The 25,805-nt window shown below is 36.4% G+C and carries 27 protein-coding genes; 5 read left to right on the top strand and 22 right to left on the bottom strand.

All coding sequences use genetic code 11. From position 1 onward, the window contains the following. Nucleotides 1-208: 208 nt before the first annotated feature. Nucleotides 209-829 (top strand): SDR family oxidoreductase, encoded by a 621-nt coding sequence (locus tag HB912_RS08780; protein ID WP_185373868.1) that lies wholly within the window; start codon nucleotides 209-211, stop codon nucleotides 827-829. A 51-nt stretch (nucleotides 830-880) separates the two neighbouring features. Here HB912_RS08780 and HB912_RS08785 read toward each other — a convergent pair whose 3' ends face one another. Genes HB912_RS08785 through HB912_RS08855 form a run of 15 tightly spaced genes read right to left on the bottom strand, consistent with a single transcriptional unit; the run spans nucleotide 881 to nucleotide 15,086 of the window. Further along, on the bottom strand, nucleotides 881-1,921 hold the full coding sequence (locus tag HB912_RS08785; RefSeq protein WP_185373870.1) for a CgeB family protein: 1,041 nt from the start codon (nucleotides 1,919-1,921) through the stop codon (nucleotides 881-883). Further along, complete coding sequence (locus HB912_RS08790) at nucleotides 1,918-2,685, bottom strand: DUF6270 domain-containing protein (protein WP_185373872.1); 768 nt, start codon at nucleotides 2,683-2,685, stop codon at nucleotides 1,918-1,920. Before HB912_RS08790 ends, HB912_RS08785 begins: the two co-directional genes overlap by 4 nt. An 8-nt stretch (nucleotides 2,686-2,693) precedes the next feature. Next, complete coding sequence (locus HB912_RS08795) at nucleotides 2,694-3,449, bottom strand: Two component regulator three Y domain-containing protein (RefSeq protein ID WP_185373874.1); 756 nt, start codon at nucleotides 3,447-3,449, stop codon at nucleotides 2,694-2,696. After that, entirely contained in the window at nucleotides 3,430-4,797 is a 1,368-nt protein-coding gene (locus HB912_RS08800; RefSeq protein ID WP_185373876.1) for an O-antigen ligase family protein, read from the bottom strand. The genes HB912_RS08795 and HB912_RS08800 overlap by 20 nt, the downstream gene beginning before the upstream one ends. Further along, on the bottom strand, nucleotides 4,787-5,452 hold the full coding sequence (locus HB912_RS08805) for a polysaccharide biosynthesis tyrosine autokinase (RefSeq protein WP_185373878.1): 666 nt from the start codon (nucleotides 5,450-5,452) through the stop codon (nucleotides 4,787-4,789). Before HB912_RS08805 ends, HB912_RS08800 begins: the two co-directional genes overlap by 11 nt. Before the next feature lie 15 nt (nucleotides 5,453-5,467). Then, a complete protein-coding gene (locus tag HB912_RS08810) occupies nucleotides 5,468-6,133 on the bottom strand; it encodes a YveK family protein (protein ID WP_185373880.1) in 666 nt (221 codons plus the stop codon). Next, on the bottom strand, nucleotides 6,126-7,295 hold the full coding sequence (locus tag HB912_RS08815; RefSeq protein ID WP_185373882.1) for a glycosyltransferase: 1,170 nt from the start codon (nucleotides 7,293-7,295) through the stop codon (nucleotides 6,126-6,128). The genes HB912_RS08810 and HB912_RS08815 overlap by 8 nt, the downstream gene beginning before the upstream one ends. A 6-nt stretch (nucleotides 7,296-7,301) precedes the next feature. Further along, a complete protein-coding gene (locus HB912_RS08820) occupies nucleotides 7,302-8,576 on the bottom strand; it encodes a glycosyltransferase (RefSeq protein WP_244964466.1) in 1,275 nt (424 codons plus the stop codon). Between the two features lie 13 nt (nucleotides 8,577-8,589). Next, nucleotides 8,590-10,104 (bottom strand): murein biosynthesis integral membrane protein MurJ, encoded by a 1,515-nt coding sequence (gene murJ / locus HB912_RS08825; RefSeq protein WP_185373883.1) that lies wholly within the window; start codon nucleotides 10,102-10,104, stop codon nucleotides 8,590-8,592. 20 nt (nucleotides 10,105-10,124) lie between these two features. Then, nucleotides 10,125-10,823, bottom strand: a complete 699-nt coding sequence (locus HB912_RS08830; RefSeq protein ID WP_185373885.1) for an acetyltransferase — start codon at nucleotides 10,821-10,823, stop codon at nucleotides 10,125-10,127. Continuing rightward, nucleotides 10,789-11,391 carry a sugar transferase gene (locus HB912_RS08835; RefSeq protein ID WP_036073016.1) on the bottom strand — a complete coding sequence of 201 codons (603 nt, stop codon included), beginning with the start codon at nucleotides 11,389-11,391 and terminating at the stop codon, nucleotides 10,789-10,791. The genes HB912_RS08830 and HB912_RS08835 overlap by 35 nt, the downstream gene beginning before the upstream one ends. Nucleotides 11,392-11,403: 12 nt before the next feature. Continuing rightward, entirely contained in the window at nucleotides 11,404-12,717 is a 1,314-nt protein-coding gene (locus HB912_RS08840; RefSeq protein ID WP_185373887.1) for a UDP-glucose dehydrogenase family protein, read from the bottom strand. Continuing rightward, a complete protein-coding gene (locus HB912_RS08845; RefSeq protein ID WP_185373889.1) occupies nucleotides 12,714-13,964 on the bottom strand; it encodes a glycosyltransferase family 4 protein in 1,251 nt (416 codons plus the stop codon). The genes HB912_RS08840 and HB912_RS08845 overlap by 4 nt, the downstream gene beginning before the upstream one ends. A 29-nt stretch (nucleotides 13,965-13,993) precedes the next feature. After that, the gene (locus tag HB912_RS08850; RefSeq protein ID WP_185373891.1) at nucleotides 13,994-14,422 is read right to left on the bottom strand and encodes a DUF4352 domain-containing protein; all 429 of its coding nucleotides are present in this window, start codon (nucleotides 14,420-14,422) and stop codon (nucleotides 13,994-13,996) included. 13 nt (nucleotides 14,423-14,435) lie between these two features. Next, a complete protein-coding gene (locus tag HB912_RS08855; RefSeq protein WP_185373893.1) occupies nucleotides 14,436-15,086 on the bottom strand; it encodes a Crp/Fnr family transcriptional regulator in 651 nt (216 codons plus the stop codon). A 330-nt stretch (nucleotides 15,087-15,416) separates the two neighbouring features. On the opposite strand from HB912_RS08855, the gene HB912_RS08860 reads away from it, so the two are divergent. Next, nucleotides 15,417-16,166, top strand: coding sequence for a LytR/AlgR family response regulator transcription factor (locus tag HB912_RS08860; protein ID WP_185373895.1), 750 nt, complete (start codon nucleotides 15,417-15,419; stop codon nucleotides 16,164-16,166). A gap of 88 nt (nucleotides 16,167-16,254) precedes the next feature. Here the strand turns inward: HB912_RS08860 and HB912_RS08865 are convergent, their stop codons facing one another. The 3 genes from HB912_RS08865 to HB912_RS08875 form a co-directional block, all read right to left on the bottom strand. Then, a complete protein-coding gene (locus tag HB912_RS08865) occupies nucleotides 16,255-19,458 on the bottom strand; it encodes an Ig-like domain-containing protein (protein ID WP_185373897.1) in 3,204 nt (1,067 codons plus the stop codon). Between the two features lie 281 nt (nucleotides 19,459-19,739). Then, nucleotides 19,740-19,973 carry a YuzB family protein gene (locus tag HB912_RS08870; protein WP_036073026.1) on the bottom strand — a complete coding sequence of 78 codons (234 nt, stop codon included), beginning with the start codon at nucleotides 19,971-19,973 and terminating at the stop codon, nucleotides 19,740-19,742. 49 nt (nucleotides 19,974-20,022) lie between these two features. Beyond that, nucleotides 20,023-20,352 carry a YuzD family protein gene (locus HB912_RS08875; RefSeq protein WP_036073029.1) on the bottom strand — a complete coding sequence of 110 codons (330 nt, stop codon included), beginning with the start codon at nucleotides 20,350-20,352 and terminating at the stop codon, nucleotides 20,023-20,025. Between the two features lie 170 nt (nucleotides 20,353-20,522). On the opposite strand from HB912_RS08875, the gene HB912_RS08880 reads away from it, so the two are divergent. From HB912_RS08880 to HB912_RS08890, 3 genes are all read left to right on the top strand, one after another. Beyond that, the gene (locus HB912_RS08880; RefSeq protein WP_036073031.1) at nucleotides 20,523-20,759 is read left to right on the top strand and encodes a NifU family protein; all 237 of its coding nucleotides are present in this window, start codon (nucleotides 20,523-20,525) and stop codon (nucleotides 20,757-20,759) included. A gap of 73 nt (nucleotides 20,760-20,832) precedes the next feature. Beyond that, nucleotides 20,833-21,333, top strand: coding sequence for a phosphatidylglycerophosphatase A family protein (locus HB912_RS08885; RefSeq protein WP_185373899.1), 501 nt, complete (start codon nucleotides 20,833-20,835; stop codon nucleotides 21,331-21,333). Between the two features lie 20 nt (nucleotides 21,334-21,353). Next, complete coding sequence (locus HB912_RS08890; RefSeq protein WP_185373901.1) at nucleotides 21,354-21,932, top strand: LOG family protein; 579 nt, start codon at nucleotides 21,354-21,356, stop codon at nucleotides 21,930-21,932. A gap of 39 nt (nucleotides 21,933-21,971) precedes the next feature. On the opposite strand, the gene HB912_RS08895 is transcribed toward HB912_RS08890, so the two are convergent. Genes HB912_RS08895 through HB912_RS08910 form a run of 4 tightly spaced genes read right to left on the bottom strand, consistent with a single transcriptional unit; the run spans nucleotide 21,972 to nucleotide 25,762 of the window. Continuing rightward, nucleotides 21,972-23,258 (bottom strand): CNNM domain-containing protein, encoded by a 1,287-nt coding sequence (locus tag HB912_RS08895; protein ID WP_185373903.1) that lies wholly within the window; start codon nucleotides 23,256-23,258, stop codon nucleotides 21,972-21,974. A 55-nt stretch (nucleotides 23,259-23,313) separates the two neighbouring features. Next, nucleotides 23,314-24,078 (bottom strand): TIGR01457 family HAD-type hydrolase, encoded by a 765-nt coding sequence (locus tag HB912_RS08900; RefSeq protein WP_185373905.1) that lies wholly within the window; start codon nucleotides 24,076-24,078, stop codon nucleotides 23,314-23,316. A gap of 2 nt (nucleotides 24,079-24,080) precedes the next feature. Further along, complete coding sequence (locus HB912_RS08905; protein ID WP_185373907.1) at nucleotides 24,081-24,380, bottom strand: YutD family protein; 300 nt, start codon at nucleotides 24,378-24,380, stop codon at nucleotides 24,081-24,083. Then, a complete protein-coding gene (locus HB912_RS08910) occupies nucleotides 24,377-25,762 on the bottom strand; it encodes a bifunctional metallophosphatase/5'-nucleotidase (RefSeq protein ID WP_185373909.1) in 1,386 nt (461 codons plus the stop codon). The genes HB912_RS08905 and HB912_RS08910 overlap by 4 nt, the downstream gene beginning before the upstream one ends. Between the last annotated feature and the right edge of the window lie 43 nt (nucleotides 25,763-25,805).

Here is a 25,805-nt window from a genome sequence, read left to right on the forward strand (position 1 = left end):
ATCTTTCTATAACTAGATATTATCACAATTTGTGGTAGTATAACGAAAAATGTCGTAAAAAGTCCATTCTAGGTCATAAACGACTTTTGTAAGCGCTTTATTTATATTTTTAGAATAGTAATCGAAATAATCTGTTATTTTTTACGTTTTTAAATAAAAAAATTCGGGAAAAGTATATTGTTCCTTATATGAAGGAAGGAGGAAAAAAATGAAAGTATTAGTTATCGGTGCTAACGGCCAAATTGGTAAAAAAATCGTCCGTTTACTTAGCCCAACCAATTTTGTACGAGCCATGGTGAGGAAAGCTGAACAAATGCCAGAATTAGAAAGCTTAGGTGGATATCCTATTATTGGGGACTTGGAAAAAGATTTCAGCTATGCTTATGATGAAATTGATGCGGTTATATTTGCAGCTGGATCTGGTGGTCACACCGGGGCAGATAAAACTATTGCAGTTGATCAATTTGGTGCGATAAAGGCGATAGAAACTGCAAAAGAATACGGTGTAAAACGATTTGTAATCATTAGTTCTCTTTTTGCTGGCGAGCCTGAAAAGGGACCAAAATCGCTTGAAACTTATCTCGAGGCAAAAGGCCGAGCGGATGATGCTCTTATAAACAGTGGACTCGAGTACACCATCTTGCGTCCGACTACGCTTTCAGATGATGATCCTACCGGGAAAGTTTCTGACGTTACTGCTTTTGACAAGTCGAGCATTACCCGTTCTGATGTTGCTACTTTTGTCGCTGCTGTTTTACCAGAAGAAAAGACCTATAAAAGAATCTATACATTTGCTAATGGCGATATCCCGATTAAAGATTATCTCTAGTAGTGCTTAAAAAGCATCCTTTAATAATTTGGAGGATGCTTTTTGTTTATTCTAACAGTAATGGTCCAAAAAGGTTAAGATTTCAATGGCTCTTTGTTTATAGGTCGCAGATAACTTCTTCACCTTTTCATATCCTTTTTGTCTAATTATTTCAACGATATCTAGTCGCTTAGAATAAAAATCAATTTTAGCAAGCAACTCTTCTGTATCTGAAAAGAAATCAGCTTCTTGTCCTTCAATAAACAGTTCTTTATGTTCAACTGTCCGTTCGGCTAAGAGGAACCCTCCACTGGCTGGAATCTCAAAAGTACGCGCTGTGTGCTGCTCATTGGATAAATGGGTTAAAAACCCTAACGAAATTTTACTTGCTCCAAATACTTTCGCCATGTTTTGCATATATACACCTTCGTAGGTACAGACATTATGCAAAAAATTATCTTTGGATAGTTTATTCCAATTTGTTCCCCAAACTTTGACATCATACCCTTTTTTCGCAATTTCCTCAAGCCACTCCGATCGTTTCTTTTCCATTCTGCCAACAAACGTTAACAGTGCTCCATAATGATTTTGTTCAAGTTCGGTCATTTCAACAGGATGGTGAATAGAGGGATCATAAGCATATTGAATTTGCATCACATTGGCACAGCCATATTTTTTGTATTTTATTAGCTCTGTTATTTTTGGCGTAACAACTAGATCATATTGAGTAATGGCATCATTTAATACCTTTGATGTATGGTAATGATCATCAAACAGAAAATCCGGATGAAAATGAATAGTTTTAACACCCAATTTTTTGGCATAATGAATCGTTTCTGAATTCACCCACAGTCCTTTCACTACAAAAAGAATGGAAGGAGTTACTTTCTTTAACGCATCCATAATTCTTTCATTAAATTGTTGATATTTCCGCGAATAAGGTTTATTCATCATTCTCATGTACGCTCGTTCTGCATAAGTATAATTATAAAAATAATAGTCCGTTGAAATAGTGATTACTTGAAAACCAAGCGCTCGAAAGCCATCGAAAAAAGATTGACTATTAGCACCTGGAAAGGTAGCCCCTACACATAATATGGTTCTTTGGTTCATGATTCACCTCTTATAACATGATTAAATTTTGAATATAGTTTTTTATAGTAGTCAGACTGATAATGCGCAACAGAATGTCCAAATGGATAGCGAGCATCTCCAATGTAAGCTTCTCCTCGCATACTGATCACATTGGCTTTCGGAAATATTTTTAAAAAGTGCTGGTCTAGTTCCCACCATAGTTGATTGTACTGCATGAGTTGTGAAAGGTTTTTATAGGCCACTTTTTCTCCCCTTGCATCAAAGTAACTTGTTGTTAGCTCAGCTTGATTTAAAATAAGTTGTTCCTCAGCTAAATAAGGCGAAATTTTTTCTTTAAATAACTGTACGGCACGAATCCATTCCTCTAAAAATTGTTGCCAGTTTTCTTGGCTCACTAATTTTTTGATGGGCAAATCCTGTCGAATTCGGCTTTGCTCAATAATTGGAGAAATGGTTACTGCTTGGTTAGCCTTTATAAACGCTATTTTTTTAAGCGCATCCGTGTATAAATCTATAATTAAAAAGTCTGGTGTCTTTTGTTTTAATTCTTGAAAAAAATGTTTTTCAAAATCGGCCACAACAAACTTCTTTTTTTCAGGTGGAATATCTTCATAGTGATCAATATTAAAGAAAAACGGCTCGGTTATAAGCGTAATCATGGAAGAATGAAACTGTGTAAAGGAGACGGAATAATGCTTTTTATATTCAGGATTAAAATAATCACTCGAATTTAAGAAGTTCCGACTGAAGCAAGTGCCTAATACTGCGATTTTTTGAACCATAATGCGTTTCACTCCTTTGCTAACTTTTTTAGGCTTCTCTGTAAAAACGGTGGGAAATAAGTGGCAACTTCTTGATGTCTCAAATACTCATGTTCGTCTAAATTTAGAGGATAGCCACCTGCTTTTAAATCTTTAATCAAATCTACAATATGTTCCTTATACGTATGCTCCTTCGTAGAGAAATGTAGATAAAATTGTGTCTGAAGTCCCTTTTTCTCATAAATTTTATCCTTGAGTAATCGGTTTAAATCGGAAACGGAGTAAGCCTTGTCTTTCCCCACCATCCCTTCAAATGTCTCTTTTTTTTCAGGAATATCCGTTAAGTAATTTCCTAAAAAGTACTGTGGTGCTCCAGAGATAATGGCGTTTGCTTCTATTTTCAAGCCAAAATACATCGCCGCATAGCCTCCTTTGCTCGTTCCAACACAGATAATTTGCTGATAGTTTTTTTTTGCTCGTATCTTATTTATGAGCTCGGTGACTATTTTCTCAGGATTATTGGAACCTTCGTGAAATAAATAATAGCCACCTTGCTTATTATGCCCAAAATCATCTAAAATAAAGAGACGATCAGCCGCAATATCTTTTGTAGTAGTTATATAATTATAGGTTGCAGGGATCCCAGGACGTGAAAATGCACTAAAGACGATAATCAATTGGTCGTGTTTTCGCCTCTTTTTGAATGTGTATTGTACGATATTATCTCTTGAGCGATATTTTCTACTAATCATTTTAAAATACAGACTAATAAATTTTTTCTTCATATTCCTCTTCCTCTCCCCTCAAATTCAGATGAATGATTGCTAGAGCTATCCCAATGCCAAGCCATACGACGCGCATTTCAAAAATGCTACTGCTGCCAATTGAAATAGCAATAAAAGCCATAAGAATACATAAAGGTACCCCTGCAAGCAACCCCTTTTTGCTTACAAACAATTTAACTGCAAAAAAGAATAACCATGAGAAGAAAAATAACACACAACATAAACCTAGGATTCCAACATCCGCTAAAGTGGCCAGCCAAAAATTATGGGCACTCATCGTCTGCTGCATTTGGATAGGAATATTAACCGTTCCGTAGAGCGCTTGGAAGATATAGTTTGGAACGACGCCAATGCCTACTCCAAAAAAGTGACTGTCCTTTGCTACGTTTAAAGCTGTTTCATAAATAAGCATTCGCTGGTCTGTTGATGTCTCTTTTCCAACTAAATAACTAAATTCCTGTTTTTCAATAAGTTTCATGAAAAGCAGATAGATACCTATTAAATTCGTGCTAATAAATAGCAGAATACCTACCATTTGCTTTGAAAATAACTTGATGATGATTAAAAGTAGCGTAACTCCACATGCAAAAAGTCCTGTTCGTGATTCACTTGCCACCACCAAAGAAAATAAGATAGCTGTACTACTTAAAACAATTAGCCAACGCCACCATGAATTTTTTTTAAGTAGTAAATAAACAAAAATTGGGAAGTAGATGGACAAGTAAGAACTAAAATCATTCGTATTGGTAAGAAGCCCAGTCGGACGGTAATCTGGGTACCCATTTTCGCTCAAACTCGAGTACCATAGATGATTTCCTGTCAACATTTCATAACACCCTACTCCAATGGATAAGAGAAATGGTGGCATAATCCAAAAAAACAATTTTTTCAAATGTTTCACTTGCCTTACGTAGTACACAATAATAAAAATTAGATACAAACTTTCCAGTTGAAAATAAATAGCCCGTAAACTTAATTGCATATCTTGGCTCCAAATCAATGTGATTATAGAAAACAAGATCCATAAACTAAATGCAAGAAACGGAACCTTAAGTTTCGAAAGCCATGCCCAATCTTTCTTTTCAAATAAGAAAAGAACAAAATGGAGAAGAAGTGCTGCTCGGAATAAAAACAATCCTCCAAACCCCGGGATACTCAAATAGGGGCCAAATATTGCAGCAATAACGACGATGATAAATAAAAATTGAGTGATGCATCTTAGTTGAACATCCATAATAAAAATGCAAAGTCCAATCAGAAGAACCGGCAAAATAATAAGTGGATAAATCGCACAAATGATGCTTATTAAAATAAATAAAGCTCCAAATAAAGTTTTTTTAATAACCATAGTAATCATATTTCTTTTTATTATATTTAACGTTATTTAATACAGCTCCAACAGCTTTAACCCCTGAGTTATCTAATAATTTTTTCGCGTTAGAAAGTTCTTCTTCTCTAGTTTTATTACTATTGACAACTAGGATGCCTAAATCACATGAAGAAGCGACAAGCCTAGAATCTGTAAACAAATTAATTGGTGGACAATCGAAGATGATACATTCATAGTCAGTCTCTAATGCTTCCTGTATAACACTTTCCACACCTTGAACCCGTAGTAATTCAAGTGGATTCGGTGGAATAGTCCCAATCGCTAAAATATCCAAGTACTCTGTAGCATGATAAATTGCATCATGAAAGTTTGAACGTCCTGTCAAAACATTAGAAAGTCCGGCTCCTCCTCTTAGTCTAAATTGTTTTGTCAGACTTGGAGAATAAAAATCTGCATCAATTAATAATACTTTTTGCTTGAAGTTAGCAGTCGTTTTGGCGAAATTTATACTAAAAAAAGTTTTTCCTTCTCCTTTATTCGAAGAAGTGATGGCAATGGTCCGAAATATATCATCTTGACTATGCATATACTGAATATTGGTTTGAATTGCCGAAAATTTTTCTTGAAGGATTCGATTCAAAGATTGTTGATCCATCTCTAAGTTTTTTTCCACGTATTACTCAGCTCCTTATTCCTTAATTTCGGGAACATCCCCTAGATAAGTGATATTCAATTGCGTGATTTGGTCCTGTGACTTAATTGTTCTGTCCATAAATGCCTTCAATAAAATAAAGAGGGTCGCCAGAATAAGGCTGACAAACAAAGCTATTAAATTCATAGAAAATCCTTGGCTAACTAAGTGAACGCTTGGTTTTTCCAATATAATAACTGTGCTCCCTTTAAATAGCTTGGGAATTTCTTTTTCAACTGTTTCCACATATGCCTGACTGACTCGTTCTGCTTGTTCACGTTTTTGATCTGTATATGTGATGTGAAACACTAGTGAATTTTGATCAGAGCTAATTGCCAATTGCTTACTAAGTCCCTTACCGTCTTTCCCAGCAATTTTTTCTTCTGTATTAACTAAACTCATGATTTTACTGCTCTTTAAAACTGAAGAATAAGTTGTAATAAGCTGAATATTATTACGAATGCCTTCTTGTGTATAAAGCACATTTTCTTCTTGCTCTACATTAATTAAGAGAGAGGTTTCTGCTTGATATTCATCAATATGAATATAATTTTGGTACACCCATACACTCATTTGTGCTACTAAGATAATCAAAACGAGCCATAATATGTTTTTTTTAATGGTTTGAAGTAAGATTCCCACAGTCATATTTTTTTTATTCATAAATCCCCAACCTTATTTTCTTTTTTTCGAAATCTTCATACAATCCAACTAATTTTTCAGATTCATGCTGCCAGCTGTATAGTTGTTCAAATGCTCGGAAGCCTTTCTCTCCCATCTCTTGACTCCTATGTTTGTCTTCTTTGAGTTTCATTACAAGATCTGCTGCCCCTTCTGGATCAAAAGGATCAACTGTATACCCGCAATCTGCTTCAGCCAAAATTCGTGTAAAATCTGGAAAATTGGAGGCAATTACAGGTAGTTTTGCTGCCATATACTCAAATAGCTTTGTGGAATGTGAATTCAAGTTGTTTGGAGTAGGATGTAATAAACATAGCCCAATATGACTTTGATAATAGTGACGCCAAATATCTTTATACTGCATCCGATCAAGTTGCTCAATATGATTTTCAAGTTTATTCCTTAAAATAAAATCCACAATTTTTTCTTCATTAGTAAAAATCGGCCCAATTAATTTCAACTTAAAATCATGACAGCCCTTTTTCCGCAAAGCTTTAGCAAGCTCTAACATATTGAAAAGTCCTCTTTGTTCTGTTAAAACTCCTACGTATATTAGTGTGAATTTTTCTGGATTTATTTCTTGGATTTCTGGTGGCATGACTGGGTAATTCAGTACGTCGACAGTTTTAGTTGCTTGATTCATTGCGTAATTTTGCTTATAGGAAACCTCTGCATAGATCACAGCGTCAACCCATTTTAAATAATATTTTTCAACTACTTCTACAAATTTAGATACAAAGGGACGGCAGAAACGAGGAATCCACTGCTTCGTTAAAAGGGCTGCAGGTAGATGCTCGTGCATATCATAAACCGTTTTCACTTTATTTCCATATTTTTTTTTGATTTTTTTTGCTAAGAGCAAAAGTTCTGGATCATGAAAGTGAAAATTTTTCGCTTCTGATTCCTCAAATGCCTTTAATAAAACCCGCATATGCCGGTATCGTTCTTTTCGAGAAAGCGCTGGTAAATAGTGCATTTCTAAATTAGGAATGTTTTCTTTTTCTCCTTCAAAGTCTAACGCATAAAATTCAACTTGAAACCCTTTATCGGCAAGTGATTTTGCCTCTTTAAAATAAATTCTTGTATCGGACCAAACATGTACTGAGCTACACATGAAAATCCGCTTCTCATCTCTTTTTTTCAATGCTCTTCATCCTTTACATTTTTTTAATAAAGAATTATTCCATGTTTCTAAGTTGAAATCACAAACAATTGTGTTACGCGCTGCTAGTGACATCTCATTCCATTCTGACTGTTCCAATTGTAAGAGAGTCATGATGCTATTTGCGGCCTCTTTAGGATCATCTTCTGGCACTAAAAATCCGTTTTCACCATTTTTAATCAACTCTGGTATACCGCTGTGATAAGTAGAAATCACCATTTTCCCCCGTGACATCGCCTCCATCAATACCATTGGAATCCCTTCCATGTCTCCATTTTGAGCTTTTTTACTTAACTGAATAACTACAGTAGCCTTTTCAACAGTCTCTTTGACAACTGTTTGAGTTTGTGCTCCATGAAGTGTTACAACATCATTAACCTGCAACTCATCAATCAGTTTGAGCAATTCTTTTTTCAGTTCTCCATCACCTAATATATCCAAATGAAATGGTACAGATAAACGGCTTTTTAAAAGTGCCATCGTATGAATAACCGTCTCCATCCCTTTCTTCTCCGTTAATCTTCCAATTGTCAAAAATCGGAGCGAATTTTGTTTTAGTGAAGGTTGATAATTAAATTCATCAGTATTGATACCCATATGATGAACAGCAATATTTTCTCTGCTCGCACCATAGTTTTGTAGTTTCTCGGCAAAATAAGAACTAATAGGCAACAATTTTATATCACTAGCGAATAAATCATTATAGACCATCTTCCCCCATTTTTTCACAAAAGAGGTAATATCTTGACCGTGAAAAAAAACCATTGCCCGTTCATCCAGAAGCCCTAACTTTCTATAAAAATTGGCGATATTTCCATTGGGACCATAATGAATTACGACAGCATCTGCCTGTTTGCGTGAAAGAAAATAAGGGGCACTATATAGCAAACGCAATGACGAAGACATTTGTCCGTATTTTCTCCACTTCAAAGTTTCTAATGCTACTTTTTTATTCCTGAAAAACAATTTCATAAACAATATAGTAGCCTTTAAAATTCGTATTCCTTTTTTTGATGGAATATCAAGAAACGTTGTTTTCGAAAGCAGATTATACTCTAAAACAGATTGATGATCCTTCTTATTTTTTGCTTTATTCCAAGCGAGAATCTCTACATCAACTCCATGATCAATCAGTCCAGTTATTTGATTTAAAATAAAAGTCTCTGAGAGCTTTGGAAAGCTGGAAATAAAAAACAATACTTTCATCGGTTTTTCCACTTTATTTTCCGAAATATATAAATCTTCTCTTTCATTTGCAATCATTTATCCCTCTCCTTTACTCCATTTTTCCTTTTCCTAGCAAAAACTTTCGAACAAATTTAAAATCCGTGATCGTTGTGAGTAATCCGTAGGTGATCACACCAATAATTACATAAATTCCTAAATTGATAATCTCTGATGAAAAAACAATCATTCCTTTCGCAATATATACAATACATGCCATGATGACAGCATTTAGAGCAACTTTCCCTGTCTCCTTGGCAATTACGATAAATTCATATTTGAAAGACATTTTTTTGGCTAATACAATAACTGCTAGAAAAAGTGCAAACAAGGCTACAACTAATGGGGAAATCATTAGTGTAATAACACCCATTTTTAAGACACCTACGAGTAAAAACAAAACTTGGAAAATGATTGCTAACGTACTATTTACAACAGGAGTAACTGTATCTCCCAAGCTGTAAAATATCTTAAAAGTTAATTCTTTAAATGCTATAAATGGAAGGCTCAGCATTAAGAAAAAAAGAAATTGAAAGACATGAACGCTTGATGTACTATCAAAACTTCCCCGTTCAAATAATAGACTAATAACTTCTTGTCCTAATACGAGCATTCCAGCAACAACAGGGAGAATTAATAAAACTAGTAACTTCAAATACTGAACAAATTTCGTTTTTCCAACTTGGATAGACTGTTGAAAATTTCTGCTCAGATTCGGATAAATCATGGATAACAGATTCGTGACCAACAATACTTGAAAAATGCTTACAATTTGATTCGCATAGGTCATCATAGAAATGTAACCTGTCCCAAAATAACTTCCTAATAGATTAGGTAGTAAGATTGTTACTTGATAAAGAATAGAACCAAATAGAGACGGAAGGGTGAGACGTATTAAACGCCTATATTCCTCTGAACGAAAAGAAAACGAAAAATTGAATGCCCATTTTCGGTTAGAACATGCAAGTAGTACTGCCTCAATCAAAAATGAAATGGCCACAGAAATAGCAATTTGATATATAGTTAATTGTGAGCTATAAATTAGAAGAAATAACAAGTTGGAAAGCGCTGCAACAAATCCTGCTACTTTGATCCAAATAAATTTCCCTTCAACCTCTAAATTTGAGATCTGAAGCCATGAGTACATTCTAAATAATTGCCCAACCCCCATAATGAAGGTTAGTAAATAGGTCATATAATAAAATGGTTTGTCTACCTTCCATTGAAAGTACTCCATACTGATAAAGCCAATTAGATAAACAAGTAACAAGAAAAACGCGCTTACAGATAGAATTGTTACAAGGTAGGAATTCAATACTCTTCTTGCTTCTGGTATTCGTTCATCCGATATATTTGTCAAAAATGGAATAACAACTGTGGGAATAGCGGCTCCTCCAATATTGACAATTGCTACCATCATTAAGTTGGCAAGATTAAAAGCATCCATCTCGCTTGAAACACCAAATTGCTTTGCGAGCAATGCTGTTCGCAACATCGATAAAATCTGAATGCCTACTGTGAAAACAATTACACTGTAAAAAACATGTATTACTTTGGCTTTCGGCAAATTAATCACAATCTTCCCGTTTAGATATTATAAGCATTGAATAAATCCAGTTCTTTTTTGCGAGATTTGGCTACCGCTGGCGTTCCAATCGCAAGAGAATCGGGAGCTATATCATGGATAACTGTCGCACCTGCTCCAACTAAGCTTCTCTTCCCGACTGTAAGCCCCTGAATAATGGAAGAGCCTGCACCAATAAAAGATACATCATTCACATTAACATTCCCACATAAAGTAGCGTTTGGCGAAATATTCACAAAAGAGCCAATTTGGGATTCGTATTCAATGATGCTTCCTGTCAAAACACTCGTATGATGTCCTACTTTAACCCCGTGCATAATCGCTGCATTTGCTGAAATATATGTTCCTGCACCAATTTCCGCTGTTTGGTCAACATAAGCATGTGGATGAATAATTGTCGCGTAGCGTTCTAAGGGAATAGCAGGCAATCTCCTAACTATCTGAAACCGATCTTCAACTTTTCCAATAGCTAGAACAAAATAGATTTCCTCTTGAAGCAAGAATTCGCTATACTCTAAGGGAGCTTCAAATGTTTCCCCTTTTTTAGAAGGAAATTCAATTTGATCATCTAAAAAACCTAAAAATCGGTAACCAAGATCATACTGTTCGATCATATTTTTTAGCATTCTCCCCTGTGACCCACATCCGATAATTACAAGATTTTTTTTATCCTTTGAATCGTTCTGCTGTAATGGTTTCATTTTGATCAATCCCCTCCCTTAAAAGGACAACTCGAATGGTTCGAAATAGAATTTTGATATCTATCCAAAATGAAATAGAATTTACATATTGAACGTCTAACATAAATTTCTTTTTCCAACTAATTGTATTCCGTCCATTCACTTGTGCTAAACCAGTAAGGCCTGGCTTCACCTCAAGCCGTCTTTTTTCATCCTCCGTATACAAAGCCATATAATCACTTGTAAGCGGACGTGGCCCAATAAAACTAATATCTCCCTTTAAAATATTTATAAGTTGCGGGATTTCGTCAATGCTCCACTCTCTTAAAATTTGTCCAACAGGGCTAATGCGTTGTTTTTCTCCGCTTTCTTCCCCCAAAACATCATCGTACATAGACTTAAACTTATATTGTCTAAATGAGCGTCCCGCAAGCCCTGCTCGTTCACAAGTATAAAATGGATTTCCTCGGTAGTAACAAGCTAAAAATAAAGTGAGAAAAATAAGCGGTATTGCTAGAACTACTAAAAAAGCTACAGCCATTATACGGTCTACTATCGCCTTCACCCATAAATAAGTTTTGCCTCTCATAATTCCTCTCCTTTATTTTAAAATCAATACTTTTTGCTCTCCTCCGCGTCCAATTGATTGATAATTGACCTCCAGTCGAAGCATCTCGTCTGGATCAAAACAATTCCTACCATCAAATACAACCGGGTGTTTCATCCATTTTTTAAATTCTTTTGCTTGTAGTGCTTTAATTTCTTCCCATTCTGTTACAATAAGTGCTGCATCCGCTTGATTGAGCGCATCCTCAATCGTATCTACTACCCTAATATTTTGTGGCAAAGCACTACTATGTTTTTTTACAACTGGATCATAGGCGTAAATAATCGCACCTTGATTTGATAGCTCTCCCATAATTTTTAACGCGGGCGCTTCTCGAACATCATCCGTGTTTGGTTTAAATGCAATCCCGAGAATCGCGATTTTCTTTCCTTTAACCGTGTCGAGCTTTGCTAACAACTTTTTAACAAGAATTTTTTGCTGTCTAGAATTCGTTTGAATAACTTCTTGTAAAAGCGGAAAATCCATGTCTGATTCTTTCGCAATTTGCAGTAATCCTAACGTGTCTTTAGGAAAACAAGAACCGCCGTAACCAATCCCAGCCTGTAAAAATTGACTACCAATCCGTTTATCGAGCCCCATTCCAAAGCTCACTTCCTGAATATCTGCACCCACACGATCGCATAGATTAGCAATTTCATTGATAAAACTAATTTTTGTAGCTAAAAATGCATTCGATGCATATTTAATGAGTTCTGCACTTTTAGAGCTTGTTGCAACCACTGGAATATTGAATGGAGAATTGATTCTTTCCATTATTTGGATTGACTCTTCATTCTCTGCCCCAATTACAATTCGATCTCCTTCAAATAAATCGCGAAGTGCCATACCTTCTCGCAAAAATTCTGGATTTGAAACAACCGATACTTTATGCTTCGCTTTTTTATCCATCAGTTTTTGCAAAGAAGCATTTGTTCCGACTGGCACTGTGCTTTTAATAACTACTACCGTTGGATGAATAATCACTTCAGCAATTTCACTCGCTGCTTTATTAAAATAGGTCATATCAATTTGTCCATCGATTCCAGTGGGTGTCCCAACAGCAAGATAAACAACATCAGCCAAACGAGCACCTTCGGCAAAAGAGGCAGTAAAGTCTAATCTTCCTTCAGAAATATTTTTTAAAATTAAAGATTCAATACCTGGTTCATAAATAGGCGAAATCCCCCGTTTTAATTTCCTTATCTTTTCTTCATCAATATCGATACAAGTAACATGATGACCAATTTCTGCTAACCCCACACCTGTTACTAGGCCAACGTAGCCTGTACCAACAATAGAAATATTCATCTTTTCCCACTCCATTCCTTAGTAACTCGTCCAAAAATCTTAGCTAAATTAGCAACTGCTCCATCAGCACTATACTGCATTTTAGCTAGATTTTTTATTTTTTCTTTTAAACTTTTCAAATACTCTTTTTTATCCTTTAGTTCGATTAACAATTCGGCTAGCTGTTCTGGTTTTTCTGCATCAACATAGTAGCCAATCTCTTGTTCTTCAACGATATTTTTTGTCCAACCATTTGAATTGACGATAATTGGTTTTCCAGCTGCTAAAGCATCAAAAAATTTATTTGGAGAATTTGTAGCTAAAATCGGTTTTGGTAAAAAACTTGTGATTGTAATATTTGCCAAGTCTAAATAGGTAGGAACATCACTTTTTTCAATACTGTCAATAAATATTATATTTTGTAAATTCCTCCTCTTACTTTCAGCAACAAGTGATGGTTTCGTTTTCCCACTCCCTACAATGAGAAATTTAATTTCTTGAATACCTCGATTTTGGATATGCTCTGCTGCATTTAATAAATAATGTAAGCCATTTGCTACTCCCATTGCTCCAATATGAGTAACAATGAATTTATCTTTAAGACCAAACTCCTCTACAATCTCCTGCTTAAATTCTTGATCGATATTTTCTTCTGAAAAAAGTTCCAAATCTGCTAAATTGGGAATAACCGTAACTTTTTCTTCCGCAATACCTCTCGAGCATACTCCATCTGCCATACCTGGCGATAAGCAAACTACATGTTCTGCTTTTTTATAGATTCGCTTTTCTACAAGACGTAGAAAATGTTGGAGAGGTTTAAAATTTATATAACCCATTTGAATTGGAGCTTCTGGCCACAAATCGCGTACTTCAAAAACAAATGGGGCATCTAATTTCTTACTTAATTTCATGGCTGGAATACCTATTGTTAGAGGTGTTGATGTAGCAAATATCAAATCAATACCACTTAATTTCCCACCAATACTCTCTGACTTTTTCATGAATTCCAAAAATTCTTTTATTCGTTCTTTTTTATTCAGAAAATTACTGTAACAACTATCAATAGCTAATATTTCTATACCTCTGATGTTATAATACTTTACATCTTCTACTATTTTGTATGGTTGTTCTTGTTTCATAAATGCATCGGTTGTGATAACTGTAACTTTATGTCCACTCTCAACAAGCCTCTTCGTAAAAACAAAACTTCTAATGGAAGTGGATGAAGATAAGGTAGCAAAGTATTGATGCAAATATAGGATATTCATTTATTCAACCCGCCCTTTTCATGTATATTTTAAAATGTTAGATTTTTCCAAATTGCTCGTTCCTTTGTATTAACTGGGCTGTATATTAAATCAGCATTTTTCAAATCCTTGGAAATAATATAATATCCTTTTCCTTCTACCTCTTTTCCTGGCTTCACAACTTCATTAATATTTTTCAGGCTACCTTTCGCATAAAAATAATGTTCATCATTATCTGACAAGAAGAAATCTGCTGCAACAATCCCTTGCTCTTTTTTGGAAATATTTTTTGCTTTATACGAAATTACGAGTTCATTTTTTCCTTTTTTTGAACTTTCTTTCACTTCAATTTCAGTAGGTGTAATTTCCCATGACTTTGTTTTTTTACTTTCTATATTTTTTGATTGCGTATGCCCCCCACAAGCTACCAAAATAACCAGCATGAACATTAGACTTACTATTAGTCCTATCTTCTTCATAAAATCGCTCCTTTTACATATCTAATAAATCACTAATACTTTCTTCTGGGATCATTAACCCTTCTTCTTCTACGAAAATGTAGTTTTCATTTTTTAACTTACTCAATAATCTTGATACTGTAACTCTGTTACAATTACAATATTTAGCTAAATTAGTCAGCTTGATTTCTTTTGGAAATATCAAATGAGGCAACTTAAAAGCTTGTTGATTAAGTCTAGAAATTTGCAACATACTATGGATGATTCGTTTATTTGAATTTAAAAAATGAAGCTTTAGAAAATCCATATCTTCCTCTGCCTTCAAATATTTCTCTAAAAACAAGTGAACAAGTAGACCATCTTTTTCCAACATATCAAAAATTATATTTTTATCGAGCACTGCAATGCGACAGTCTTTAATATTATCTAAATAGCATGTCTCATCGTCTTCTAAGTTGAAAATAAAATCTCCTTCTAAATCAAAACTATACTGGCGTATTTTCGATATCCGGTTACAGTTTTCTTTAACTAATAACCCACCCATTATAATAATAAATTCATTGGATTCAACACTATACGTTGCCCTTTTGCCTAAGTCAATTTCTTTATACTCAAATTTATTTAACAAAAAATGCGAGAAATTATTATGCTCTGTGACTTTTTCATGTAAACTTAAAAAATCCATAACTATTATCCTCCTATAATTAGTATATCTAAAAGCTATTTATGAAAGAATAGTTCGAAGTGTAACAAAAACTACAAAAAGATAAATCTCTTCACAAAAATGCCACTTCTAGACTAAGTGAAGGGTAAAACTACCATTAAAAATCAATTTTGAATTCTCAAAATTTCATATTTCCCTTTTAATCGTTTTCTTTCAGAACAGACAACTCTCTTAATCTTAAGAACTTGTTAGGTTGTTTTTTACCATTAAGCATGGTATAAATACATTGTAAAATAACAGTTCTCTTTTTTTACTCCTTTGATTTACAATTTTAGTACTTTTGGGAAAGGAATGAGTAAAGTTAATATTTACTTGGTTGAAGACAATTTTCTACACAGAGAGTTTATTGAGCAAAGTGTCATAACTTCTGCTGAAAAACTTAACATTCGATACAGGATGCATACAACTTTTGATATTTACAATTTCGTAAATCAAATGGATACACATGTCATCATGGATAATGATATTTATTTTCTTGATATTGATTTAAATGAAGCACTATCCGGGATTGATATTGCTGAAAAGATTCGAAAAAAAAACCATCAATGTTATATTTACTTCATCACTTTTCATCAAGATAAGAGCTTAGAAATCGTCAATCGCCATATCCTCCCCTCAGGCTACCTCATTAAGGATCCTGACAATCTTGACAGTATTGCCGAGCAAATTCAACTAATCTTTGAAAAAATTCAACAAATAGAAAAGCATGCATTCACGGATAATATCATATTAAAAAATGGTTCTGAACAGCTTTTTTTGCCTAAGAAGGATATTATCTTTATCCAAACTTTAGCTGGTAGTAAAAATTATTCATTGATTCATCTAAAGAACCATACACACAGTGTCCGTTATCAAATTAGTGCACTAAAATTATTATTTGATGAAAACAATTTCTACACAAATTTAAAATCTTTTATTATTAATACGGATGAAATTACTTCAATTGATCGGAAACTCGGTATTATTCATTTTAATTATGGTTATGAATTATATGCTAGTAAAAAAATCATTAACAAATTGCTTAACCATCTAACAGGTTAAAAGTTTCAACTGAAAATTAAACAAAAAGGAAGAATTTTCGATTTCCGTCTCAAATTCTTCCTTTCTTTGTTTATCCAGATATTATTTTTTATTCAACCACATCAACTGAGATACGGTTAATTTCTTGATAAAGAGAATTGACAAGTACTAGTTCTACTTTATCTCCTGAAGCAATATTTAATGCTTTTAAATTATTAAACGTAAACTCACCATCAGCAGTGTTAGCTTGTTTTTTTACTACTCCATTTACAAACAGTCTAACTTTAACTCCTAAAGTACCATATGTGCCGCTTAAAGTATCCGTACCTAACTTGTAATTACCTTCATTCACTACAAGTCCATTTAATTCAGCTGCATTAATGACATTGATAGTCATTCTCTTCACTTCTTTATATTGTGAATTAACCGCTACAAGTTCTACTGTATCATTTGGACTTAAAATAAAACTTGACGCATTATTAAATGTATACGTGTGTGCCGCTTCATCCATGCTCGCTTGAGCCTTAACAACACCATTCACAAACAAACGAACTTTTGAAATCCCTTCACCGTACGTCCCGCTCAGCATTTGATCACCTGCATTATAAGCATTTGCAGTTAACGTATATAATACACCTTTTAGCTGAACATCCTTACGGCCAATTTCTTGATAAATAGAGTTAACAGCCACAACTTCCACTTTCGCTTGATTTGACGTGATTAACTTATCCACATTATTGAATGTGTATGTGCCATTATCGTTGATTGCTTGGGAAACAATTTTTCCATCAACAACTAAACGTACCTTCGAAATTCCTGTTCCGTATGTTCCTGTTAATGTAGTACTTCCCATTTCATACGGCTGTACAGTAAGTGTATTCGCTGCAGAATTTTCAACTGTAACATCCGTACGGTAGATTTCCGCATATTGTTTATTTACTGCAACAACTTCTACTTTATCTGTTGGACTTGTAATTAAACTTGCTGCATTGTTAAATGTAAACGTATGTGTTGCAGAATCCATTGTCGCCTGAGCTTTAATTTCTCCATTAACAAACAGACGGATTTTATAAGCACTATCCTCATATTTACCTGTCAATTTGCTCGTTCCATAGCCATACGTATCTGGTGTCAAGACCTTGGTTAGGTTACCCTTTACATTGACCTCTACTCGTTTCACCGTTGCATACTTGCTGTCAACCCCTACAACTTCTACTTTATCTGTTGCAGAAACGACAAATTTATCTACATTTTCAAATGTATAAGTTCCATTTGATGTCGCAGCTTGAGAAACAACTACACCATTCACAAAAAGACGTACTTTCGAAATGCCTGCACCAAATGTACCACTGAATGTACTTGTACCAACATTTAATGTTTCTGGAACCGTTAAATCAAATTTAGTAGAACGTGTAACAGTTTTACTTACAGCAGCCGATGTGTTTTTCGCTGCATCTTCAAGAACAACGCTCACAACAGCATTTTCAGCTTGTGGTTGAATCGCAATTTGGAATTGTCCATTAGCCCCAACTGTTGCGTGTCCAATTTCTTGATCATTCACTTTCGCAATAGCTTTTGCTCCTGCTTCACCAGTACCTGTAATTACTTTATCATCTGCTGAAATTGCATTGACTACTGGTGCTTCTGGTGCTGTTACATCTTTCACTTCAATAACTTTTGGCTTACTTACTTGATCACCTTTTGTTAAAGTCATTGTAATGGTATAGTCAGAAGACAATTTATCTACTAGGATTGAGAATTTACCTGTTGAATCTACTGTTCCAATATATGGATTTGAAACTGCTGTTCCCTCTTTATCCTTTACAATAATTCTAAAATCAGCATTTGGCGTTGCAGTACCTTCAATTTTTGTAGATTGATCCGTTACTTCTTTAATAATTGGTTGTGGTAAATCACCAGGCTGTACTGTTTTAACCGTTGCATCGCCTTTTAATCCAGAAGGTTTGATTTGAGCTATACTAATCTCTGCTCCCTCTTCCTGTGCTGGAATAGCAATCTTAAATGAGCCATCAGCAGCAACTGAAACTGGATCTAAAGCACCTGATGGTAATGTCACTTGTATTTTATTTCCCGCAGTTCCTTGACCTTTAAGTTCAACTGTATCTGTATAAAGATCCTCAACGATAGGAGCCGATGGCTTAATTGCATCGCTGACTGTTACTTCACCTGTAGGGCTCACTTTACCATTCCCAGAAGTCACAGCCTGTACTTTATCTCCATATTCAGGTTTAGCAATTTCTATTGAGAAATGTCCCTTAGTATCTGTATTTCCTACATAAGCTTTTTCTGTACCATCTTCTTTGATCACTTTGACATTAACATTAACAGCTAAATCCGCTTCTCCACTAACGGTTGTACTTGCATTAGTCACTTTATTAATTACTGGCTCGCTTAATTCTCCTTGTCTTACAGGTAAAGAAGTTGTCGAATCACTAATGTTTCCTGCAATATCTTGGTTTGCAACTGTAACAATATGTCCCATAATTTGACGAGGGAGTTGGACAGAATAATTACCATCCGCATCTACACTTCCTTTAACACTCTCTCCATCTTCAGTTGTTAAAATAACTGTCGAATTTGGCTCTGCTTTACCAGTAGCAAGATTTGCATCTGTGTAGATGGGATTAATGGTCGGTGCAGCTGGTGGCGTTACATCCGTATTCTTAAACTCTAGGTTTGTTAGCGACATAGCTGCTGAATTTGTACCAAGAAAATTCCCACCTCTTAGCATCCCAACAGTTACATCGATATCTCCTGTTTCAGTGGCAGTATAATCATAGTTAAGATCTCCAACATTCTTGGCCGCCACACGGGTTTCTTCAGTTCCAACTTTATAATAAAAGTCTGCACCTGCATCTAAGAATCCACCAACATCTTTTACGACAGCACTTAAACGATAGGTCTCTCCTTTAATCACATGCACTTTTTGTGTAAGTGTTCCTTTTCCTCCAGCAGACCAAAAACGCAAGCCGCCAGATTCGGACCCCACAGTAGCTTTATTTATTCCAAAAATAAAATAACCCGAATTGTCCTTGCTCATTCCGCCCGTAATTACTGTATCATCATAAGCGGGGGTCCAATCATCAAACCCTAGTGCGTTTGGTGTAAAGCCGGGATTCTTGAGTAAATTTACTGGCGTTACAACAGTTGAACGCGCACTTGCAGTTGTTTTTTCAGTTGTTGTAGCTGCACTTGCAGTTGTGGATAACAATGATGTCACAGATGTTGAAGCAATCACATTAAACGCAATAAGAGCCACTGCACCTTTTTTTAAAATTTCTTTGTTTTTCATTTTTTCCTCCTATATTACGCAAATATTTTGTATAGTGAATTTTTTTACTCTCCTTTCTTCCCTTCATTAACTATTCACTATTCTAATACTAATCTTACAGCATACGAAATATTTTTTTTTAACTTTTTTTGTTTACTTGACTACAATTTAGATTTTTTTTTTCTCATTTTTCACGATAATGACAAAAATTTTATTAGTAAATTTCTACAAAAAAAGACCAGTCATGAAATTTAATAACTGGTCAACCATTTATGTGAGATTCTCCTATCCAACTTTGTTATTCAAATCGGATTTTCCTCAATAAATTGATAAATATTTTTCACGAGTTCATCTGGCGTTTCCCCACGTACCACTTCACCATCGACAAGTGCGAATAAACTCATCGCGCATAAATCGCAATACGTCAGACAATCGTATTCCACCACGTCAAGATTTGGATCTTCATTCAACTTATCAAAAGCTTCCTGCGAACCGCTCGCCAGATTATTGACGCAGAATTCCACAATTGGATTCATTTCTTACTTCCCTTCTAATCTTCGGAAAGGTACGCGTGCTTAGCTATTCTTACATCGTTGCCTCGTAACCTCGGTCAGTCATCACTTGATAGATATCTTTAAGCCGCGGATTCCCTTCCGCAATAATTTCGCCATCTACTGCCACAACGGGATACATATAATCCTCGTCAACAATTTTTCTTGCTAATTCACGAACCTCAGGATTCGTTTGCTCGGGATCGTAAATATCGACATACTCAACTTCAAATGGCTGATCCGCAAATTTCCGTCCAATTGCAGCTCGGAGCCATTCTTCAGTTTCTTTGGAAGACGGTGCACCAACACAACTTGCACAGATTACTGTGGAACCATAGACATACAATTTTACTTGTTTTTCCATCGCTTCCTCACCTCAAGCCCATTGTAACCAATATCAATTGAAAAATCGAGTTTATTGTTTGTGTAGTCACTCACAGGAATTTTATTCTTGCAGAACAGGTTCGTCTTTTTCACAATGACTGAAAGCTGTGTTATAATGAGTTATATTCTATTTAAAGGAGTCCGTTTTGTATGGAAGAAATCAGTTTTGATTCAGTGGACAAAGCGCTGAAGAAGTTTCGGCCATATTTACTGCGTGACGGCGGCGATTATGAACTTATCGAGGTGACGCCAGACGGTATCGTAAAAATCCGCTTGCTTGGTGCTTGTGTTTCATGTCCAAGCTCAGATATGACTTTAAAAATGGGGATTGAGCTGACACTCGCTGAAAAAATATTCGGTTTTAAAGAAGTTGTTCAGGTTTATTAATTAGCATAAGAGACGCGGCGAAGTTCGTCGCGTTATTTTTAATTGAAAGGTTCGCCTTAGAGGAGGTTTTTTGATGGTTGAAAAACAAAGTATTTTAGAAAAAAAAGCACGTAGTTGGCTAAAAGAACGTGGCGTTTCAATAGATGATATCGCGGATCTTGTTCTTTTCTTGCAAAAGCAATATCATCCTGAACTGAAACTTGAAGTCTGCCGGAAAAATGTGGAACATGTGCTTCGTAAAAGAGAAGTTCAAAATGCGATTTTAACTGGCATTCAACTAGATGTAATGGCAGAAAAGGGTGATCTTGAACAGCCCCTTCAAAATATTATTTCTGAAGATGAGGGCTTATACGGGGTGGACGAAATTTTGGCCTTGTCCATCGTCAATGTCTATGGATCCATTGGCTTCACAAATTATGGTTACATTGACAAAGTTAAACCAGGAATTTTAGCTAAATTAAATGAGCACGATGGCGTCAATGTTCACACCTTTCTGGATGATATCGTGGGCGCTATTGCCGCTGCAGCAGCTAGTCGACTCGCACATAGCTATCACGACGATATTGTGCAGTAAACAAGGAGGGAATTCTGAATATGAAAATTGCGGTTTATTGTGGATCGGCTTTTGGCGCGAAGAAAATTTATCAAGAAAGTGCTGAAAAAATCGGTAACTGGATTGGAGAAAATGAATACACACTCGTTTATGGGGGCGGGAATGTTGGCTTGATGGGTGTCGTGGCGGATACAGTACTTTCTCACGGGGCTGCAGCTTACGGGGTGATGCCTACATTTCTTGAGAAACGCGAAATCGCACACCGCGGGCTTACAAGACTCATTCAAACAAAAGACATGTATGAGCGCAAGAAAACGATGATGGAGCTTGCGGACGCTTATATCGCCCTACCTGGCGGCCCAGGGACGCTCGAAGAAATTAGTGAAGTGATCTCTCTTGGTAGAATCGGCGTGCATAAAAATCCGTGCATCCTTTATAACGTGGATGGGTATTATGAGCCGCTTCGCTCTTTTTTTGACGAAATGGTTACAGCAGACTTTTTGACGGAAGCGGCTCGGGAGCAGTTTTTATTCAGCGATTCGCTTCCTGAAATAGAAGACTTTATCGCGAACTTTAAACCAAACAAGCCCAAAACTTATCAAAAAAGAAAAACTGACTGAAAAAGCAGTGGAGCCCGGGAGGCTCCACTGCTTTTTCGATCACCGTATTTTCTTCACTTCTACTTGGCGAACGGAGTTTTTATTCATCGACTGAACCTTGAAAGTCCAGCCATCTTGCTCAACTACATCTCCTGTATCAATATTGAAGTTTTGCAAAAATAGCCAGCCAGATAGCGTATGTACACCCGCACTTTCCAGTTCAAATCCCAGTACTTCTTCCACACTCACAAGTGGCTCGCTTCCTGAAATAACAAAGTGATTTTTCCCGATTTTACGAATTCCTTTTGGACCGGAAACTTCTTCTAAATCGCCCACAATAATCTCCATAATATCTTCAATTGTCGTGATGCCTGAAGTCCCGCCGTATTCATCCGTCAAAATTACAAACGATTCCCCTTTTTCCTGCATTTTTACAATTAATTCTTCCAAAATCGTTCCCTCAAAAACTTCCATTCCTGTACGAACAAATGGTTTGATGGACTGATTTAAAATCGTTTGGTCCACTCCAAGCCCCGCCATAACACTGCTGACTTGCAAAATTCCTACGATTTTATCTTTATCATGATCTGTCGTCACTGGAAAAATATGATACGTGTGCTTGGAAGTAAGTTTTAGCAAGTCGAGCACCGTCGCAGTTTCATCAATTGCGATCACTTCCATTCGCGGAATCATTACTTCTTGCGCTGGAACATCGCCTAATTTAAAAATATTTTTCATGTATTTAAATTCTTGCGGATTTAAAAGTCCTTGTTTGTAACTATCTTCAAAAATAATTTTCAGCTCCGTCGGCGTCATCTGATCCGTATCCACATTTTCTTTCGCGCCAAATAGTCGCGTAATGAAATTAGCTGAATGATTGAGTATCCAGTTGAGAGGAAACGTAAAATAATACCAATAAACTAACGGCCGAGCAATCAGTAAGGCGACTTTTTCCGTACTTTGAATCGTCAATGTTTTTGGTGCAAGCTCTCCTAAAACGACATTTAAGAAAGTGATCAAAATAAAGGAAACAAAAATGGAAACGGGACCTTCCACTGAAGCTGGAAGCGGAAGAAGTGCAAAGACTGGCTCCAACCAACCGCGCATTGTATCTTCGCCGACCCACCCCATCGCGAGAGCGGCAAGCGTATTTCCAAGCTGACAAGCAGCAAGGTAATCATTCATATTGGCGGTGATTTTTTGGACGTAATGAGCTCGCTTATCGCCTGATTCAACAAGACTTTTCACAGTAGGTTTCCGAATGGCAACGATCGCAAATTCAGAAGCCACGAAAAAAGCAGTCCCGATAATCAACACGACAACAAAAAGATCATTCAATATTTCCACTTTCTTCCCTTCCTTCTTACAAACTAGAACAAAGAAAGCACCTCACAAGTGCTTTCTAAAATTCCCATTCTGTTAAATCATTTACAACATAAGTTGGTTGAACCGTTTTTTGCTGCAAGGCCGGACGAGTTGTAAAACCAGTCAAAACGAGCAACGTATCCATTCCGGAATGAATTCCTGCAGAAATGTCTGTTTCATAATTATCGCCCACCATAATCGCTTCGTCTTTCGTTACCCCCAAACGAGCAAGAGCCTGATCCATAATCACACGCTCGGGTTTTCCGATCACAACAGGCTTCGTTTCACTTGCCACCGAGACAAGCGCTGTAATCGAACCATTTCCAGGAAGTAACCCTCGCTCTGTTGGAATCGCTGCATCAGCATTTGTCGAAACAAACGTTGCCCCGCGCCGAATCGCAAGCACTGCTTTCGCTAATTTCTCATAAGTCAGCTGCATATCCATACCAACAACCACATATTGTGGATTTTCCTCTTCAACTTCAAAACCATTTTCTGCAAGAACCTGTTTTAGTCCCACTTCACCGATTGGGTACACTGTTTTCACTTGATTTTGCTCGAGCATATAGGAAACCGTTGCATCTGAAGACGTAAAAACGTCCTCCGGCCGTGCCATAATCCCCATCTTGTTTAACTTTTGCGCAACTTGTTCGCCCGTCTTCGTAGAATTATTTGTGACAAATAAATGCGGGATCTCAAGTTCATTTAACTTCTGGATAAACGCAATTGCTTCCGGGATAACGCGATCCCCATGATACATTGTTCCATCTAAATCAATAAAATACGCTTGATACTTTTTCAAAATTACTCGCCCTTCTCTTTCTTTCCTGCTTGTTTTACTTTCTTTAAAACAAAATAAGAACAGCCAAAGTTACAGTATTCATATAAATATTCCTTTAATGTGCTAATTTTATTGTCGTAAGCTGCTTTTTTGTTTTGATCCTCAAAAAAGCCCTTCAAACGAAGCTGTTCATACCCAAAATCGCCTACAATATAATCATACCGCAATAAGATATCACTAAAACGCTCATTCAGTTTTTCTTCATCAAAACACTCGCGATAGTCTTCCATCAACTCGTATTCCTGACCTTGAATCGTAATCATTCTTTTTCCTCCCCGTACAGTTGTTTCAGCTTCCATGCAAAAATATCTCGTAAAAGCTCCGGTGTATAAACTTCCTTTTCACTACTTTGTTTAATAATCGGGAAAAATGGCGCAAACACAAACGTATCATGCGTCACAATTCGGTATTTTCGAAAGGCTGAAATCGGCTCGCCATCCCAAAGTGGAATCCCGTGAATCGTATCAAAGCTAGCACGTTTCATAAGCACAGAACCAAATACCTCGCCGCGAAAACCAAAACCTCGAAGTGGCAGTTCCTTAAGCTCATCTCGCTTACGAATAATCTCATGGATCAACACTTCAAGTTCGCTTCCAGAAAGCGTTACGGCAATTAAATTGAGCGGATGCGGCAAGAGCTGGTGCACATCAAAGGCTGTCACATCTCCCGGTCCAATATCTGTCATAAAAATGCCCGCATTCGTCAGGAAAGCATCTCCTTCCGCCCATTCTGTCGCGGCCGCGTATAAGATCTCTGCGATGCTAGAGTCGCCAAACCAGTTCGTTTCAATTTTTTCTGGCAAGTGCACAATTACATCAGAAAGCTCTTCTTTTCCTTTTTGAAAAAAGCCCTGAATTTGTTCAGCTTCATCTTTCGGCGGGGCTAACTTAGACGTCTCATGAACCCTTGCTTTTTTCTCGCTTAATTCACAAGCATCATTCCAAGTGAGCGTCACTTCACCAACGTATTCGCCCCATCTTCCAGCCGCCGCGAGCAGTGTTTTGCCAACTTGTTTGCCCGTCTCAAGCAAATGGTGTGTGTGTCCGCCTAAAACGACATCAATCTCAGGTAACTCAACAGCGATTTGCTCATCAAACTGCAAACCCAAATGTGAAAGTAGAATGATCAAATCGGTATCAGCATCAAGCCCCGCTAGTTCTCGTCTTAACGCCTGTATGGGTTCTTCGATTCCCCAACCAAGCGATTCATAATACTCTCTAAATGCTGCGGTTGCACCTAAAACAGCAATTTTCAAACCCGCTTCGTATTTATAAACGCCCGGAACTGCCCAGTCTGTTCGCTTCGTTCGTTCTGGATTTCCATAAATGTTCGCACAGACGACAGGAAACTTGGCTCGATCATAGAGCGTTTCTAATCCGTTATGCGAAAGCGTTGTACCTTCATTATTTCCAATGGTTACAGCATCAAAGGGCAGCTCATTTAGAAGTTCAACATTCGCTTTACCAGCAGTTCCTTCCGTAAGTGGATGAACGCGGTCTAAAAAATCGCCAATATCGAAAAACAAAACATTTTCTCCCGTTTCTTGTGCCCGCTTCTTCTTTGCTTTTAAAAAAGAAGATATTCTTGGCCAATGTTCCAAATGGCTATGGATGTCATTTGTATGCCAAATTGTTAACTGTTTCATAAAAGCATCCCCTAAAAAAGCATTTACTTTCTCTATTGTAGCT

The organism is Listeria aquatica, assembly GCF_014223975.1.
GTDB classification, from domain to species: domain Bacteria; phylum Bacillota; class Bacilli; order Lactobacillales; family Listeriaceae; genus Listeria; species Listeria aquatica.